The organism is Cupriavidus sp. FW306-01-F10A, from assembly GCF_058782785.1.
Window position 1 is genome coordinate 465,126 of the sequence record NZ_JBYSYA010000001.1, and the last position, 15,907, is coordinate 481,032.

A 15,907-nucleotide genomic window follows, 5' to 3' on the forward strand; every position below is an offset into this window, starting at 1 on the left:
AGTCTCGCGTCTGTATTCAGATGCTGCGGTGCTGCGCGGCCCAGTATGGCGTGCGCAGGTCCTTCTTCAGCACTTTGCCGTTCGGGCTGCGCGGCAGGGAATCGACGAAGTCCACCGATTTCGGCGCCTTCACGCTGCCCAGCTTTTCCTTGCACAGCGCGATCAGTTCCGCGCCGCTCACGTCCATGCCCGGGTTCAGCTCGACCACCGCCTTGACGGCCTCGCCCCAGTTGGCGTCCGGCACGCCGATGACCGCGCAGTCCTGCACCGCGGGGTGGGTCCAGATCACCTGCTCGACTTCGCTGGGATAGACATTGAAGCCACCCGTGATGACCATGTCCTTCCTCCGGTCGGTGATGCGCAGATAACCGTCGCCGTCGATGTGCCCGATGTCGCCGGTATGCAACCAGCCGTCGACGATCGCCTCGTCGGTCTTCTCCGGTGCGTTGTAGTAGCCTTTCATGACCAGGTCGCCGCGCACGCAGATCTCGCCGCTCTCGCCGGTGCCGAGCGGCTCGTTGCACTCGTTCATGATCGCCACGCGTACCAGCGGACTGGGACGGCCGCACGAAAGCAGCCGCGCATCGTCGGCAACGCTGCCCCCAACAAAGTTCTCCTCCGGCCGCTTGATCGCGATCGATCCGGGCGCTTCGGTCTGCCCATAGGCTTCCATCATGACCGGCCCGAACACCGCCAGCGCGCGGCGCAGCTTCTCGGCCGACATCGGTGCCGCGCCGCAGATGAAGTACTTCAGCGAAGCGTAGTCGTGCTGCGCGATGCCAGGCGTATCGAGCAACCGGTAGATCACTGTCGGCGGCAGGAAGAACTCGGTTACCCGGTGCTTTTCGATCGCCTCGACCAGCGCGGCGGGATCCGGCCTGGTCAGCACCACCACCGTGCCGCCGCGCGCGGTGCACGGCAGCGACAGCACGCCCGCGGTGTGCGTCATTGGCGCGGCGGCCAGGTTCACGATCTTCTCGTCCGCACGGTAGCTGCAGGCAATCATGAACTGCGCGCAGAACGCCTGGAAGCTGCGATGGGTGTTCATCACCCCCTTGGGCAGCCCCGTCGTGCCGCCGGTCGGCATCACGGCAACGGTGTCGTCCGGCTCGTACGGAACCTGCGGCCGGCGCGCCGGCTGCCCCGTTATCCAGTCGGGCAAGCCCGTCGCGCCGGGCACGGCCTCCTCGATGCAGACATAGAGCCGGACCTTGGGCAGGTTCGGGCGCATCGCCCCAACCACGGAAGCGAACGCCTTCTGGAAGAACAGCACTTCGCAATCGAAGCCGTCCAGCAGTTGCTGGTTCTCTTCCACCGAGCCGCGCGGATTGACCGGCATCCACGCCATGCCTGCGCGCCACAGGCCCAGTGTGCAGGTCCACGCGGTGGGATGGTTGGCGCCCAGCACCGCCCCGATTTTCCCGCGTCCCATGCCCGCAGCGAGCAGCGCGTGCGCGATGCGACATGAAAGTGTCCCCACCTCGTCGAAGGTGAACGCCTCGTCATCCATCACATAGGCCACGGCATCGGGAGCGATCTGCCAGCCGCGGTCGAAGAAATCAATGATCGCCATGTCTTGTCTCCTGAGGTCCGGCTTACGCGCCTCCGAGGGGGCGCCGGATCTCGATCAGGCGCTGTCGCCGACCGGTTTGAAATAGCGGATGTCCCAGATGTTGCCCATGCGCTCGTCCGCCAGGACGGCGCGCACGCGCATGCCGGGCTTCACGGCTGCAGGATCGATCTCGCCGAGATAGTGCGCCAGCGCGGTGTCGGCGCCATCGAGGCGGATCAACCCCAGGACATAGGGGCGGGCCACCGGCTGCAACATCCCGGGCTCGCGCACAATGGTGTAGGACACCAGCGTGCCAGTGTCGCTGACGTCGACCCAATCGCGCAGTTCGGCAAAGCACTCGGGGCAGGACAGCCGTGGCGGCACGTATGTGCGCACGCAGGCGGCGCAATGCGTCGCGGTGATCTTGCCGTGGTCGCGCAGCGCGGCGAAGAAGCGGCCGTTGGTTTCGCCCACGTCGTAGTTGATGTCGGCATACAGCACCGGCTGGCGCAGGATGGCCGGCTCCGCGTCTTCCAGGTAAGCGGGATACATGGTCCTAGTCTCCTTGTGTCGTGCCCGGGTCCCGCACGGGCTCCCAGTAGAGGATGTCAGTCATCAGCCCCTTGCGCTCGGCCTCGGGCCGGAACACGGCACGCACACGCATGCCGTTGTGCACCTTGCCCAGGTCGGTTTCGCCGATGTAGTGCCACAGGAAGCCGGCGGTGCGGCCGGGCGAATCGACCATCAGCACGCCGACGGGGTAGGCGCTCGACTGCACCGACAGGTCGTTGGTATCGATGAACGGCATGTTGAATGACATGAAGCCGGCCACGGTGGCCTCGGGCCCCATTTCCACCCATTGCGGGTCGTCGAAGTTCTCGCCATGGCACACGCTGCATACGGCCTGCGGCGGCAGCATGGTGAAGCCGCAATGGCGGCAGACCATGCCCATGAGGCGGCCGTGGTCGCGCATCTCGCGCGAGAACCTGCCGTTGAACAGGCCCAGCGGGTATTCCATGAAGCAGGGCGTGCGCAGGCGCGTCGGCGGCACGGGAAGGGTTTCGGGTTGCTCGGTGCTCATTGCCATTCCTCCTTACTTGTCCTTGGACAGCAGCATCAGCGGCGTCCAGCCGGTGCCGCCGAAGCCGGTGGCGAGGCCCAGCCTGACATCGCGCGGCACCTGGTGTTCGCCGGCATCGCCGCGGATCTGCAGGGCCAGCTCGCCGTAACGCAGCAGGGTCGAGGGAACGCCGGGGTTGGTGCAGGTGACCCCGCCGGAAGGGTTGATGGGCAGTTCACCGTCGATATCGGTGGCGCCGCTGCCCATCAGCTTCCAGGCCTGGTTCGGTTCGCACAGGCCCATGGTTTCCATCCACACCAGTTCGGCCCAGGTGCAGGGCTCGTACATCTCGATCACGTCGAGCTCCTTGGCTGGATGCGTGATGCCATTGCGCTTGTAGAGCACCTCGCACGCCTTGGCCAGGCTTGGCAGCACGCAACGCTCTTTGGGCGCGATGAAGTCCTGCAGGGCAGCCCAGTGCTGGGCCGAGTGGATGGTGACCATGTCCTTCACCCACACCGGCTTTTTGGTGAGCTTGTGCGCCACCTCCTCGCTGGCAAAGATCATCGCCGCCGAGCCTTCGGTGATCGGGCACATGTGGAGTTGGCGCATCGGTGCCGTCAGCATGGGTGACTTGAGCACGTCCTCCACGGTCAGGTGCTCGCGCAGATGTGCATAGGGGTTCTTCAAGGCGTTGTTGGCGGCCTTGACCCGGGCGATGGCAACAGCTTCTTCGGTGCAGCCGGACAGCTTCACATAGGAGCTTGCCATCAGGGAGAAGGTCCCCACGGCGCCCACGCTGCACCATTTCTCGGTGAGCGCGTGCAGGCCCGAGTTGATCGCCGCCTGCAGGAACGGCCCGCGCGGCAGCGTGCCCGGGGGCGGGCCCACGAACTTCGCCGTTGCCGAAACCAGCGCAACGTCACAGGCGCCGGCTGCGATGTGATGCACCGCCGACAGCGCCGCCGACCCGCCCACGGTGCCGCCGGTCTCGATCTTGACCACGGGCTTGCGGCAGTGCCCCACCCAGTCGGCCAGCTCCATCTCCGACTCCGCCGTGCCCGACACGTAGTCGATGTCGGCCAGCACGATCTCTTCGACCTGCTTCATCGTGATCTGCGCATCTTCCAGCGCCCGGCGCACGGCCTGGTTGGCCAGCTCCGCCTTGGCCAGCGGACTGCGCGCCATCATTTCCGTCTGGCCGAAGCCGACGATTGCCACTCTGCGATTCATACTGTTTCTCCGTTGCGGCGCCGCCTGGCGTCACCAGGCCAACATCAAGGCGTGGTGCCCAGGACCATGACCTGCTGCAGTTGCCCGCACGGCCCCGAAGCCAGATGGGCCAGCCCGGTGCGGGCGCCATCCACCTGGCGCGCGCCCGCCTCGCCACGCAGTTGCAGCACGATCTCGGCAATGCGGCCCATGCCGATGGTGGTATGGGAACAGCCGGACAGCGCGCCGCCAGACAGGTTGACCGGCTGATGGCCGCCGCGGCTGCTGGTGCCGGACTCCAGCCAGCGACCGCCCTGCCCGGCTTCGCACAGGCCCAGCCCTTCATAGGCCATCAGCTCCTGGTAGGAGAACTCATCGGTCACCTCGAGCAGATCGATTTCCTTGCGCGGATCGCCGATGCCGGCCATGCGATAGGCCTTGTTCGCGGCGATCTGCAGCACCTCTGAGTCCGCAAGGTCGCGGTCCCCCAGGTTGTAGCCGTCGCAGCAGTTGGCCTGGCCCTTGATCCACACCGGCTTGCTGGTCAGCTGCCGCGCCCTTTCCTCGCTGGCCAGCACCATGACGATGGCGCTGTCGCCAAAGGCACGCGTCTGCAGCGCCGTGATCGGATCCGACAGTGCCTTCGAGCCGAGTACGTCGGCGACGCTATAGTCCCCCGCGCGCAGGGCCCACGGGTTGTCCTTCGCATGGCGCAGGTTCTTCACCGACACCGCGGCGCATTGTCCGGGCGTGATGCCGTACTTCTCCATGTAGCGGTTGGCCTGCAGCCCGGCGGCCTGCACGTTGTCAAGGCCGAGCGGACGGCAGAAGAAGGGATCGAAGACCTTGTTCTCGATCGCGTTGCCCGCACTGCTGCTGGTGGAGTCGTGGCATACGGCGACCACAAGCACGGTTTCGAACTCGCCGGAGGCAATCTGCCAGGCCGCTTCGAGCACGCCGACGGCACCGTCCTGGTCGATCTTCTCATCGGGGCGCAGGTTGGCGCCGGCCACGTCGACCACCAGCGATGCCGAGAAGGGCCGCGCGATGCGCGAGTGCTCGTGGCAGATCAGGCTGGCGTCAATCCCGCCCTTCTCATATGCCGGCAGGAAGCGCAGGCCGGTTTCCTGAAGCACGGGACGGATGGCCTGGTAGGCCAGTTCCTCGGGCGAGTACGCGCGCTTCTCGCTGTAGTTGACTTGCGCCATGGAGACGATGGCGACACGGTTTGACATGCTCATCCTGGTGTCCTCGGGCGGTTGACTAGTGCACCTTGCGCTGCTGGTCGGTCCAGTATTTGTCGCGCACTTGCCTGCGCAACACCTTGCCGATCACCGTCATCGGGAGCTGGTCGACGATGGTCACTGTCTTCGGCGCCTTGTAGCCGATGCGCTCCTTGCAGAAGGCGATGATCTCGGCGGGATCGGCGCAGTGCCCTTCCTTGAGCACCACTTCGGCGTGCACGGACTCGCCCCATTCGGCATGGGGCACGCCCACCGCCGCCGACATCAGTACGGCGGGGTGCGCGTTAAGCGCCGCCTCTACCTCGATGGCGTAGACGTTGAAGCCGCCGCTGATGATCATGTCCTTCTTGCGATCGACGATGGTCACGTAGCGGTCTTCGTCGATGTAGCCCAGGTCGCCGGACTTCCAGAAGCCGTCCTGGAATTCGGCAGCAGTTGCCTCGGGATTCTTGTAGTAGCCCTTGATCACGCCCGGCCCGCGGATCCAGAGTTCGCCGGTCTCGCCGGCCGGCAGCTCGTGGCCTTCGTCGTCCATCACAACGATTTCGGTTTCCGGCAGCGCGATGCCGGTGGAGCTCAGGTGGCGGTTGCTCTCGCCAGGGGCGCACAGGTGCTCCGCCTTGCTCAGCACCGCCACCGGCGCCAGCGCTTCGCTGCTGCCGTAGGCCTGGATGAAGATATTGCCGAACTTCTCCTGCAGCAGCGCGAGCTTGGCCGGACTCATCGGCGCCGCGGCATAGAGGATCGTGCGCAGGCTGGACAGGTCGAATTGCTCGTTCAGGCCGAATTCCAGGAAGCGGTAGAGGATGGTCGGCACGAGGTGGCTGGACGTGATCCGCTCGTTCTGGATATTGGCGCAGAACTGCCTGAGGTCCGACGCGTTCATGGTGACGTGGCAGCCGCCCTTGAACGCAAGGGTCGTCGCGTACGCCGCGGCCCCGTGACTCAGCGGGGTAATGCTCAGGTGGCGGGCGTCATAGCCGAACATGTCGTCCGGCATCGAGTAGAAGTAGCGGTGCAAGGCCAGCCAGTTGTTCAGGCTGTACATGCAGCATTTGCCCCGGCCGGTGGTGCCGCCGGTGAAGCGCAGGAGCAGCGGTTCGTCCGCGTCGATTTCGATATGCGGCTCCGTGTCCGGCACGCCCTCCAGCAGGTCCCAGAAACAGGACACGCCATCGCGCGGCGTGGCGGGCGGATCCATGCACACGATGCGGATGCCGCGCTGGTGCAGCATGTCGTAGTACTTGTCCAGCAACGCGGTTTCCAGGAACACCACCCTGGGCTCGACCCAGTCGATCTGCCAGAGGTGCTCGTCGAAGGTGTCCCGGAAGTTGCACCATGCCGCCTTCACGTCCGCCTTGGCCAGCGTGCAGAAGGTCAGCAGGCTCATGTTGTCGTTGTCGAGAATGGTCAGGTAGATGTCGCCCGACATGAGGTTGAGCCGCTCCTTGATCATGCGGGCGATCCGGTTGGTAAGCCGGTGCAGCTCCAGGTGCGTATAGCGGCGGTTGCGCTCGACATTGACCAGGGCTTCGCGCTGCCCGAATCGCGAGGCGGCATCGAGCGACCATCTCGAGAAATCGATCTTCATCCTTGTCTCCTTTGTGTGCTGTGCTTGCCTGGGTTGACCCAGGTCGTCAGATGCCGCGGAACGCCGGCGGTCGCTTTTCGCTGTAGGCAGCGAGTCCCTCGCGAAAGTCATGGGAGCGCGTGTGCTGCTGGCAGGCCAACAGCTCGTCACGCAGAGCTGCCTCCTGCGAGAGGTCGACCGACCGGCCGGCCACCTCCTTCATGCGGCGCAGCACAAGGCTGCTCTTGGCCGCCATCCGCTCCGCCAAGGCCGCCACGGCCGCCAGCAATTCCTCGTCGGCGACCACCTCGTTGAGCAGCCCCCAGGCCTGCATCCGGGCCGCGTCGGCAAGGTCACCGGTAAACAACAGCTGCTTGGCGCGGCCGAGGCCGACGCGGCGCGGCAGCACCGCAGCGCCGCCGCCGCCAGGAAACACGCCGAAGTTGGCATGGCCGTCGCCGATCCTGGCGCCCGCCGCTCCGATCAGGATGTCGCAGCACATTGCCAGCTCCAGGCCGCCCGCGACGGTCAGCCCGTTGCTCGCCGCGATGACCGGCTTGGGCATGTTGCGCAGCAGCGAAAGTGTGGCAAGGGTGCGGTCGGCGAAATTGGGCTCGCCCGGAGCCACTTCGAGGCCGGCGAGCAGCGCCTTGAGATCGGCGCCGGCGCAGAACGCCCGGCCGGCCCCGGTCAGCACCAGTACGGCCTGGCCGGCATCGGCCTGCACTGCGGTGAGCGCATCCTGAAGCTCTTCAAGCATGCGCAGGTTCACCGCATTGAGTTCGGCCGGGCGATTCAGCGTGATCCACGCGACCGGGCCTCGCCGTTCGTAGATAATGGTTTCGTATTGCACTGTGCTGTCTCCTTGCGGGCTGGCAAGCTGGCGGCAATGCTGCGCGCCCGGGCTGCCCGGCCAGTGGCGGGCTCAGGCGCTCGCCGCCCGTCCGCTGGGCATGGCTCAATGATGGGTCGCGCGCCGGGCGGGCGCACCACACTTATCGGGTGCTGGCCGGGTGTTTTACCGGGTGGCATGGCGTCTGAGCCGCGCGCATGAGGTCCGCCCGGCGGCGGCCGCTTAGACGTGCCAGAGCACTTCCGATAAGATGCCGTTCGCATATCAGCAGGAGACCCTGGCTTGGCCCCTGATCGCCTTCTCATCCCCACCAAGTTCGCGCCGCCGCGCATCAGCCCGCAGTCCACAGTGCGGACCAAACTGCTGGCGCGGCTGCGGGATGCGCGCGACAGCCGGCTGACGCTGGTGTGCGGCAGCGCCGGCTTCGGCAAGACGACCTTGCTGGCCCAGTGGCGCCAGCAGCTGCTGAAGGACGGCGAACTGGTCTGCTGGCTGTCCCTGTCGCCGGACGAACGGCACCTGCCCCAGTTCCGCGCCTACCTGACCGGCGCACTGCAGCAGGCAGGGCTGCCCGTCGATGACGGCACCGCCTTTGCCTCGGAGGTGCGGGCCGATCTGCCGGTTGCAGGACTGGTCGCCACCATCGTTGACGCGGTGTGCCAGCAGGGCCAGGACGTGTTCCTGTTCATCGACGGCTACCATCACGTTGATGACAGCGACACGCACGCACTGATCCAGGGTCTCGTGGACCACGGGCCCGAGACCCTGCACCTGATCCTGGCCTCACGAACCCACCCGCCGCTTGCCGTCCACCGCCAGCGCCTGACCGGCGAGCTGGCGGAGATCGCCTTCCCCGACCTGCCTTTCGATTTCGCGGAGACACAGGACTTCCTGGCCAAGCACCTCGGCGAAGTGGTGCCTGACGATGCGCGCCTGATCCACGACATCACCGACGGCTGGCCGGTCTGCCTGCAGATGATCTGCATCCGGCTCAAGCGCAGCCCGGCCAACCGGGCCGTGCTGTCCCAGTTGCTGCATCGCCGCACCGATCTGCAGCGCTATCTCTCGGAAGACGTGGTGCGCCATCTGGCGCCAGACGTGGCCGATTTCATCGAGAAGCTCTCGTTCTGCCGCCGCTTCAATGCCGAACTGGCGCGGCGCGTCACGGGCAATGCACAGGCTCCGGTGCTGCTTGAGCAGATCGAGCGCGACAACCTCTTCCTGCTGCCGGTCGAGCTGGACAGCCCGCAGCCGTGGTACCGCCTGCATCCCCTGTTCGCCAGCTTCCTCCAGGACCGGCTGCAGCAGCGCGACCCTGGCTTGGTACAAGAGATCCATGCAAGGGCCAGCCAGTGGTTCGAGCAACAGGGCCTGCTGATTGAAGCGCTGCGGCACGCCTATCACGCGCACGACACCGAGGCGGCCGTGCACCTGATCGAGCGGGCTGACCTGCCGATCCGCAGCATGAGTTTCATCAGCACGCTGCAACACTGGACGGATGAACTTCCGGCCGAGGTGCTGCTGGGCCATCCCCGGCTGCTGCTCCTCGGTTGCTGGGCGCTGGTGGCCGCGGGCCGCTGGCGCGACGCGCAGGGCTGGCTCGAGCGGCTGGAGCGGTCGCACGGCACACTGGCGCCTGAGCACGCCTTGCACGCGCTCTACCTGCGGGCCAGCATCGCGCTGCAGCGCGACGACACCGAAGCCGCATTGGCCCTGGTGGCGCCGTCAGACTTCGAGAGCCTGACCGACCGCTTCCTGCGCCAGGCCCATCTGGCGGTGCTCAGTTTTTCCTATTGCGCGGCCGGGCGCTACGAGGACGCGCGGGCGCTCCATGGGCACATCGCGCGGCTGCCACGCTCCGAGCTTCAGGACGACATGGCCCTGGTGGCCGAATCCACCCTGCTGCTCAGCCACCTGCTGGCGGGCAACAATCGCGACGCCATCCGCACCGGCAGCGCCCTGGTGGCGCGCGCCGAGGCGGCACATGGCCGGCGTTCGGTATCTGCCGTCAATAGCGCGGCATTCCTCGCCAACGCCTATTACGAGGCAGACTTGCTGGCCGAGGCCAACGAGGTGCTGGCCAACCGCCTGGATTTGCTGCGCCTCTCCTCGCCTGAGCCGATGACGCTGGCCATCATCGTGCGCAGCCGCCTGATGGCAGCCCAGGCCTCCCCGGAAGAAGGGCTGCGCGCGCTGGACGAGGAGGAAACCCGCTGCCGCGAGCTGGGGCTGGACCGGCCGTTGGCCTACGTCCTTGCCGGCAAAGCCCGCTTGCAGCTCCAGCTGAACCGCCAGGACGAAGCCCGGCAGCTGCAGGCCGCACTCGACCAGCTGGCCGTACGCCACCGGAATGCCGCCGGTTTTCTCGCCGAGATCGAGGCGATCGCAGCCCTGGCCGGCGCCCGGCTGGCGCTGGCAGGCATGGACTGGACCCATGCCATGGCGCGGGCCGAAACGCTGCGCGGCTACGGCATTGCGTTCGGGCGGCAAAAGAACGTAGCGCAGGCCGACCTCCTGTCGGGCACCGCCCTCGCCGAGATGGGCGAAACCACCAAAGCCATGCATCGCCTGAAGGCCGCGGCAGAGTCAGCGCAGGAGCTGGGACTGGTGCGCACGCTGCTCGACGAAGGCGAGCGCGTGCGGCAGGCCCTGCTGCAACTGCAGCCCACGCTCGGCCCCGGCGGCACTGGCGACTATCTGGCCGAGGTCCTGCGCCGCAGCCTCGCGGCGCATGTGCCGCCCCAGCAGTCCGACGCCGCGGGTGAGCAGGCCAACGGCCCGGCGCTCAAGCCACGTGAGGTCGAAATCCTGCGCCTGGCCGCGCAGTCGATGTCGAACAAGCGCATCGCCCTGACCCTCAACCTCACGCTGGACACGGTGAAGTGGAACATGAAGAACGTGTTCGAGAAACTGGGGGTGCCAAGCCGCTATGACGCGGTAATCGCCGCCCGCAAGCGCGGCCTGATCGACTGACGGCGCAATCACGCGCACGCCTGCCCGCCACCGGGAAAGTGTGGTGATTTCACCGTGGCGGCATCCCAGAATCTCCTGACCAGGCGCGCCCGCTACCATCGCATCGCGGGCACTGCCGCACAGGAGACATCATGGCCCAGGACTGGGCGGTACGCACCGGGCCGCAGCGGCTGATCGCGGAACGCGGATCTTCGCGCCCCTCCCTTCTTGCTTTCCACTGATCAGCTGGCGACCGCTCGTGCAGCTTTGCCATTCTGCAGTCGACGAGCGCCGCGGACGCCATTCGCACCACCTCATGGAAAACACTTTGCTGCGCTCGCCCCACGCCTTAACCCAGCGCTAAGGGCGCTTGCAAAAGCTGAAATTGTGCCCCCTCGGGTCGCGTGGCAACCTAGATTCGACTGACAACAAGCGAAGCGAGACATGATCGACAAATTCTATGGAACAGCGCGTGCGGCCGTCGCCGACATCCCTGACGGCGCCACGATCGCGATCGGAGGATTCGGTGACGCCGGCATGCCCGACGAACTGATCGACGGCCTGATCGAAGAGGGCGCCAGGGAACTGACAGTGGTCAGCAACAACGCCGGCAACGGCGATTGCACGAGCAGTTGTCGTCGCTGCCGCTGTTTCCCTATATGACCATCCAGGTTACGCCGCTAGCTCGCCATCCGTCGGCGATTTGAAGAAGCAGCAGTCGTTTCAAGCACGGGCGGCGTCACCGTCGAAAGGTCTGAGCGGCCGCGCTTGAATCGCCCTGGCCCAGCACGCCGCGTCGGTCCACTCTGCGGTTTCCTCCCTCGAGGATTGTTCGACGCCTGCCCGCACGCGCCACTACCTCTCACAATCCTACAGACGAGGGCAGGCATCGAACAACCCTTAACAGTTTCAGTCAACAGGCGTTCGGCCGGCACGGTACGGACCGCTCGCCGCCACGAAACGGACATGCTGGGGTTGGATGCCGGACGCCTGCCATGGGAAGGTGCGCCCCGCCCGTCAAGGCCGCCGGCAACGTCGCACCGTTGCGGACGACCCTGTCCATCGAGAGCTGGCCGGCGGGAGTCAGACGGCAGGCTTCCTGAACTGCAGCGACTTGTACTCGAGGAATTCCTCCAGCCCGTACTTGCCGCCCTCGCGGCCATTGCCTGACTGCTTGTAGCCGCCGAATGGCGCGGCCATGTTGAACGGGCCGCCGTTGATGTCGACCTGGCCGGTGCGGATGCGGCGCGCCACGCGCACGGCGCGAGCCTCGTCGCCTGACCACACGCCGCCGCCCAGCCCATAGAGGCTGTCATTGGCGATACGCACCGCGTCCTCCTCGGTGTTATAGCAGATCACGGACAGCACCGGTCCGAAGATCTCCTCCTGCGCCACGGTCGCCTTCGGATCGACATTGCCAAGCACCGTGGGCCGGACGTAGAAGCCCTTGTCCAGGCTCTCCGGAGCGTCCGGTCCGCCTGCCACCAGTTCGGCGCCTTCCTCGATGCCACGGCGGATGTAGGCGACCACGCGCTCGCGTTGCGTGGCGGAGATCAGCGGTCCGAGCCGGGTGGACTCGTCCAGCGGGTCGCCCACGGTGAGGCCGCCGACTACCTTTTGCGCCATCGCCTTGACTTCATCGTAGCGCGCACGCGGCACCAGCATGCGGGTATGCGCCGAGCAGGTCTGTCCAGAGTTCAGGAAGCAGGCATTGATGGTGCCCTTGACCGCCGACGGCAGGTCCGCATCGTCAAGGATGATGGAGGCGGACTTGCCGCCCAGCTCCAGCGCCACGCGCTTGACCGTCATCGCCGCCAGCTCGGAGACGCGCTTGCCGGCGCGGGTCGATCCCGTGAACGACACCGTGTCCACCTCAGGATGGCTGGCCAACACCTCCCCAACCACCGGGCCGTAGCCTGTCACCAGGTTGAACACGCCGGGCGGCAGGCCTGCGGCCTCGATGACCTCGGCCAGCACGAAGGCGTTCAGCGGCGCCACCTCGGACGGCTTGAGCACCACTGTGCAGCCGGCCGCCAGGGCAGAGGCGACCTTCAGCGTGATCTGGTGGAGCGGATAGTTCCACGGCGTGATCGCCGCCACCACCCCGACCGGCTCACGCACCACCAGCGAATTGCCGACCTCTTCCTCGAAGTGGAAGGCTTGCGCCAGCCTGGCGGCCTCGCTCCAGTTGTAGATCGGGCCGCCCACCTGAATCGCGCGGCCCAGCTTGACCGGCATGCCGACTTCACCGGCAATGAGCTGCGCAAGCGCTTCGCTGCGCGCCTTCAGCCCATCTGCAATCTTGCCGATATAGCCGGCCCGCACCGCGGGCGGCGTCGCCGCCCAGCCGTCGAAGGCGGCGCGGGCCGCCAGGATGGCGTGCTCGGCATCTCGCTCGTTGCCCTCTGGAATGCGGCCCATCACCGCCTCGGTCGCGGCATGGATAACGTCGATCACGCCCGCGCCGTGCGGGGCCACCCACTTGCCGTCGATGAAGAGTTTGTCTCGTTGTTGCATGGTTTTCCGCTTCCGTTGTGAAAATCCGGGTGCGTGGGAACGCGTGACGCGCGGCATCGCCCCATCGGGGCGAGGCCAGCCTGAACTCGGGCGCACAGGTGCGCCTGGGGCGCTCAGGAAGTGCTCGCGTCCTGCAGGCGCGACAGAACCTGCTGCGAGACGGGAGCCATCAATGCGCCAATCACCATGTCGATCAGGTTCTCGACGGCGCGGGCCATGTCGAAGCCGCGGTTCTGGCGTCCGCGCCGCGCCTTGACGCGCTCGAAGTCGGCCAGGCTGAACATGATGAACGCCAGGCTAGACAGGTAGCGCTGCCTCACGATGCTGGGCGGCAGGTCCGACAGGATCGATTCCAGCAACGCCTGCGCCCGGCGGAAGCCACGATTGCTCTCGTCACTGGTGAACGCGACGATGTCGACGTCAGGATGCATCTGGGCAGCCGCGAGGAAGCGATTGTAGTAATTGGCCTTGCCGGGCTCGAGCAGACCGGTCGCCATGGGCCTGACCAGGGCTTCGACCGCGGTGCGCAGGCTGGGCAACTCGCCACCGGTCAATGCCTGATCCAGGAAGGCGTTGCGCACCTCGTCGAACTCGCACATGCGCCGCTGCAGGATGGCACGGATCAGCGCCTCCTTCGAGCCGAAGTGGTAGTGCAGCGCAGATGTATTCCTCTGCGCCGCCTCGCGCGAGATCTCGCGCATGGACACCGCATCGATCCCCTTCTCCGCGTAGAGACGCTCCGCCGTGAAGAGCAGCAGGTCGGAACTGCTGGCCGCATCGTCCTGCCCGTCGGCAGGCTCGGCCTTCTGGCGCAAACGTGCAGTCGCTTGTTTCATCGATTTCCCTTGCATACAGGCCGCACTTGCGCCCTCGTCCACTAGTCAGCCGAAGCTTAGACATCCGCCAAATTTAAATCAAGTGCTTTACTTGAATTAAATCACGTGCTTTACTTTCAGACATCGTGCTTCGCGGCATGCTGGCCGGGCGCGGTCCTGACCCGACCACCCAATCCAACAAGGGAAGAGGAAACCACATGCAGAACACAGCGTCCGGTCCGACGCGGGCCGCCCAGCGCAAGGCCCTGACCGAATTGCCCGTCGAAGACGGCCTTGACGAAGAGGAAGCGCGGCGCGGCTTCATCGCCACGCTGCCCGACGCGGAGATCCGCGATGACTATGGCCGGCTGGTGTGGAGCCTTGCCGACTATGGCTTTCTGCAGGAGGAGACGGCACCCGACACGGCCCATCCAAGCCTGTGGCGGCAGGCGCGCCTCAATCTTCATCACGGCCTGTTCAAGGTCTGCGACCGCATCTACCAGGTGCGCGGCTTCGACCTTGCCAATATGACGATCATCGAGGGCGACAGCGGCCTGATCATCATCGATCCGCTGACCTGCTCCGAGAGTGCGGCCGCGGGCCTGGCGCTATACCTGGAGCATCGTCCGCGCAAGCCGGTGGTGGCCGTGATCTACAGCCACAGCCACTCCGACCATTTCGGCGGGGTCAAGGGCGTCATCAGCGAAGCTGACGTGCGGGCGGGCAAGGTGCACGTGATTGCCCCGTCCGGCTTCATGGAGCATGCCGTCTCGGAAAACGTGATCGCCGGCCCGGCGATGGGTCGGCGCGCGCAGTTCCAGTTCGGTCATACCCTGGCACGCAGCGCGTGCTGCCAGATCGACAGCGGCCTGGGCAAGAACCTGGGGCGCGGCACCATGACGCTGATTCCGCCCACCTGGCTGATCTCACAGGAAGCGGAAACACACACCATCGACGGCATCGAGATTGTGTTCCAGCTCACGCCCGAGAGCGAGGCGCCGGCGGAAATGCATTTCTTCTTTCCGCAGCTGCGCGCGCTGAACCTTGCGGAGAACGCCACGCGCACCCTGCACAATCTCTGCCCGCTGCGCGGCGCGCAGGTCCGCAATGCGCGCCTGTGGGCACGCTATCTCGACCAGGCGCTCGAACGCTATGCGCCGCACGCGGACGTGGCCTTCGCCCAGCATCACTGGCCGGCCTGGGGCCGCGAACGGCTGTCGCAATACCTCGCCCAGCAGCGCGACCTGTACAAATACATCCATGACCAGACCGTCAGGCTGATGAATCACGGCCTGACGGCGAGCGAGATCGCCGAGACCCTGCGGCTTCCCGACAGCCTGCACCGCGAATGGCATGCACGCGGCTACTACGGCACGTTGTCGCACAACGTCAAGGCGGTCTACCAGCATTACCTGAGCTGGTACGACGGCAACCCCGCCAACCTGCATGCCCTGCCGCCCGAGGCGGCCGGCAGGAAGTACATCGAATACATGGGCGGCGCGGCCGCGGTCATCGAGCGCGCCAGGGCCGACTTCGACAAAGGCGAGTACCGCTGGGTCGCGCAGGTCATGAACCACGTGGTATTCGCCGACCCGGGCCAGCGCGAGGCCCGCGAGATCGGGGCCGCCGCCATGGAACAGATGGGATTCCAGGCAGAGTCGGCCACCTGGCGCAACGCCTTCCTGCTCGGCGCTCGCGAATTGCGCCTCGGTGCAAAGGGTGTGGAGATCAAGACGGCCCGTGGCGGCGACATGGTCCGTGCCATGACCGACGAGATGTTCTTCGACTACCTCGCGGTGCGCGTCAACAGTGAGCGTGCGGAAGGCCTGAAGCTGCGGCTGAACTGGGTCATGACGGATACCGGACGCCACTACGCGCTCAACCTGGAGAACAGCGCGCTGACCGTGCGCAGCGGCAAGCGCGCGGACGATGCGCGTGCCACCGTGAGCATGGAGCGCGCCACGCTCGACGCCATCCTGCTGCGCCAGACCGATTTCGCAACGGCCATCGCCGACGGCCGGATTCGCGTCGAAGGCGACGCGCAGCAGTTTTCCGCCCTGCTCGGCACGCTCGACACCTTCGATCACCTGTTCAACGTCGTCGAGCCTTGAGTGATGGCATAGCCGTCACCA

General features: G+C 66.2%; 11 protein-coding genes and 2 pseudogenes. 4 read left to right on the forward strand and 9 right to left on the reverse strand.

Features of this window, described 5'->3' with window-relative positions:
- Positions 1–16: 16 nt before the first annotated feature.
- From AC3WLF_RS02135 to AC3WLF_RS02165, 7 genes are read right to left on the reverse strand one after another with little or no spacing between them, the layout of a single operon-like run.
- Positions 17–1,573, reverse strand: a complete 1,557-nt coding sequence (locus AC3WLF_RS02135) for a class I adenylate-forming enzyme family protein (RefSeq protein ID WP_492357745.1) — start codon at positions 1,571–1,573, stop codon at positions 17–19.
- A 54-nt stretch (positions 1,574–1,627) separates the two neighbouring features.
- Positions 1,628–2,104, reverse strand: a complete 477-nt coding sequence (locus AC3WLF_RS02140; protein ID WP_492357746.1) for a Zn-ribbon domain-containing OB-fold protein — start codon at positions 2,102–2,104, stop codon at positions 1,628–1,630.
- 4 nt (positions 2,105–2,108) lie between these two features.
- Positions 2,109–2,633, reverse strand: a complete 525-nt coding sequence (locus AC3WLF_RS02145; protein WP_492357747.1) for a Zn-ribbon domain-containing OB-fold protein — start codon at positions 2,631–2,633, stop codon at positions 2,109–2,111.
- 12 nt (positions 2,634–2,645) lie between these two features.
- On the reverse strand, positions 2,646–3,845 hold the full coding sequence (locus AC3WLF_RS02150) for a thiolase C-terminal domain-containing protein (RefSeq protein ID WP_492357748.1): 1,200 nt from the start codon (positions 3,843–3,845) through the stop codon (positions 2,646–2,648).
- Between the two features lie 44 nt (positions 3,846–3,889).
- On the reverse strand, positions 3,890–5,065 hold the full coding sequence (locus tag AC3WLF_RS02155) for a thiolase family protein (RefSeq protein WP_492357749.1): 1,176 nt from the start codon (positions 5,063–5,065) through the stop codon (positions 3,890–3,892).
- 22 nt (positions 5,066–5,087) lie between these two features.
- Positions 5,088–6,659 carry a class I adenylate-forming enzyme family protein gene (locus AC3WLF_RS02160; RefSeq protein ID WP_492357750.1) on the reverse strand — a complete coding sequence of 524 codons (1,572 nt, stop codon included), beginning with the start codon at positions 6,657–6,659 and terminating at the stop codon, positions 5,088–5,090.
- Between the two features lie 46 nt (positions 6,660–6,705).
- Positions 6,706–7,491 carry an enoyl-CoA hydratase/isomerase family protein gene (locus AC3WLF_RS02165; RefSeq protein WP_492357751.1) on the reverse strand — a complete coding sequence of 262 codons (786 nt, stop codon included), beginning with the start codon at positions 7,489–7,491 and terminating at the stop codon, positions 6,706–6,708.
- Positions 7,492–7,773: 282 nt separating this feature from the next.
- Between AC3WLF_RS02165 and AC3WLF_RS02170 the strand changes: the two genes are divergently transcribed.
- From AC3WLF_RS02170 to AC3WLF_RS02180, 3 genes and pseudogenes are all read left to right on the forward strand, one after another.
- Positions 7,774–10,464, forward strand: coding sequence for a helix-turn-helix transcriptional regulator (locus tag AC3WLF_RS02170; protein WP_492357752.1), 2,691 nt, complete (start codon positions 7,774–7,776; stop codon positions 10,462–10,464).
- A gap of 423 nt (positions 10,465–10,887) precedes the next feature.
- Positions 10,888–11,064: pseudogene (locus tag AC3WLF_RS02175) on the forward strand (CoA-transferase); the annotation flags it as partial.
- Positions 11,064–11,150: pseudogene (locus AC3WLF_RS02180) on the forward strand (muconolactone Delta-isomerase family protein); the annotation flags it as partial. The pseudogenes AC3WLF_RS02175 and AC3WLF_RS02180, both read left to right, overlap by 1 nt.
- A gap of 376 nt (positions 11,151–11,526) precedes the next feature.
- On the opposite strand, the gene AC3WLF_RS02185 reads toward AC3WLF_RS02180, so the two are convergent.
- A complete protein-coding gene (locus AC3WLF_RS02185; RefSeq protein WP_492357753.1) occupies positions 11,527–12,960 on the reverse strand; it encodes an aldehyde dehydrogenase family protein in 1,434 nt (477 codons plus the stop codon).
- 113 nt (positions 12,961–13,073) lie between these two features.
- The gene (locus tag AC3WLF_RS02190; RefSeq protein WP_492316940.1) at positions 13,074–13,811 is read right to left on the reverse strand and encodes a TetR/AcrR family transcriptional regulator; all 738 of its coding nucleotides are present in this window, start codon (positions 13,809–13,811) and stop codon (positions 13,074–13,076) included.
- A 182-nt stretch (positions 13,812–13,993) separates the two neighbouring features.
- Here AC3WLF_RS02190 and AC3WLF_RS02195 point away from each other — a divergent pair, with 182 nt between their 5' ends.
- On the forward strand, positions 13,994–15,886 hold the full coding sequence (locus AC3WLF_RS02195; RefSeq protein WP_492357754.1) for an alkyl/aryl-sulfatase: 1,893 nt from the start codon (positions 13,994–13,996) through the stop codon (positions 15,884–15,886).
- Positions 15,887–15,907: the final 21 nt, after the last annotated feature.

Excerpts from the sequence above, each read along its gene's own strand:
- AC3WLF_RS02160 (WP_492357750.1), bottom strand. The coding sequence starts at position 6,659 with ATGAAGATCGATTTCTCGAGATGGTCGCTCGATGCCGCCTCGCGATTC.
- AC3WLF_RS02185 (WP_492357753.1), bottom strand. The coding sequence starts at position 12,960 with ATGCAACAACGAGACAAACTCTTCATCGACGGCAAGTGGGTGGCCCCG.
- AC3WLF_RS02190 (WP_492316940.1), bottom strand. The coding sequence starts at position 13,811 with ATGCAAGGGAAATCGATGAAACAAGCGACTGCACGTTTGCGCCAGAAG.
- AC3WLF_RS02155 (WP_492357749.1), bottom strand. The coding sequence starts at position 5,065 with ATGAGCATGTCAAACCGTGTCGCCATCGTCTCCATGGCGCAAGTCAAC.
- AC3WLF_RS02145 (WP_492357747.1), bottom strand. The coding sequence starts at position 2,633 with ATGAGCACCGAGCAACCCGAAACCCTTCCCGTGCCGCCGACGCGCCTG.
- AC3WLF_RS02195 (WP_492357754.1), top strand. The coding sequence starts at position 13,994 with ATGCAGAACACAGCGTCCGGTCCGACGCGGGCCGCCCAGCGCAAGGCC.
- AC3WLF_RS02135 (WP_492357745.1), bottom strand. The coding sequence starts at position 1,573 with ATGGCGATCATTGATTTCTTCGACCGCGGCTGGCAGATCGCTCCCGAT.
- AC3WLF_RS02140 (WP_492357746.1), bottom strand. The coding sequence starts at position 2,104 with ATGTATCCCGCTTACCTGGAAGACGCGGAGCCGGCCATCCTGCGCCAG.
- AC3WLF_RS02150 (WP_492357748.1), bottom strand. The coding sequence starts at position 3,845 with ATGAATCGCAGAGTGGCAATCGTCGGCTTCGGCCAGACGGAAATGATG.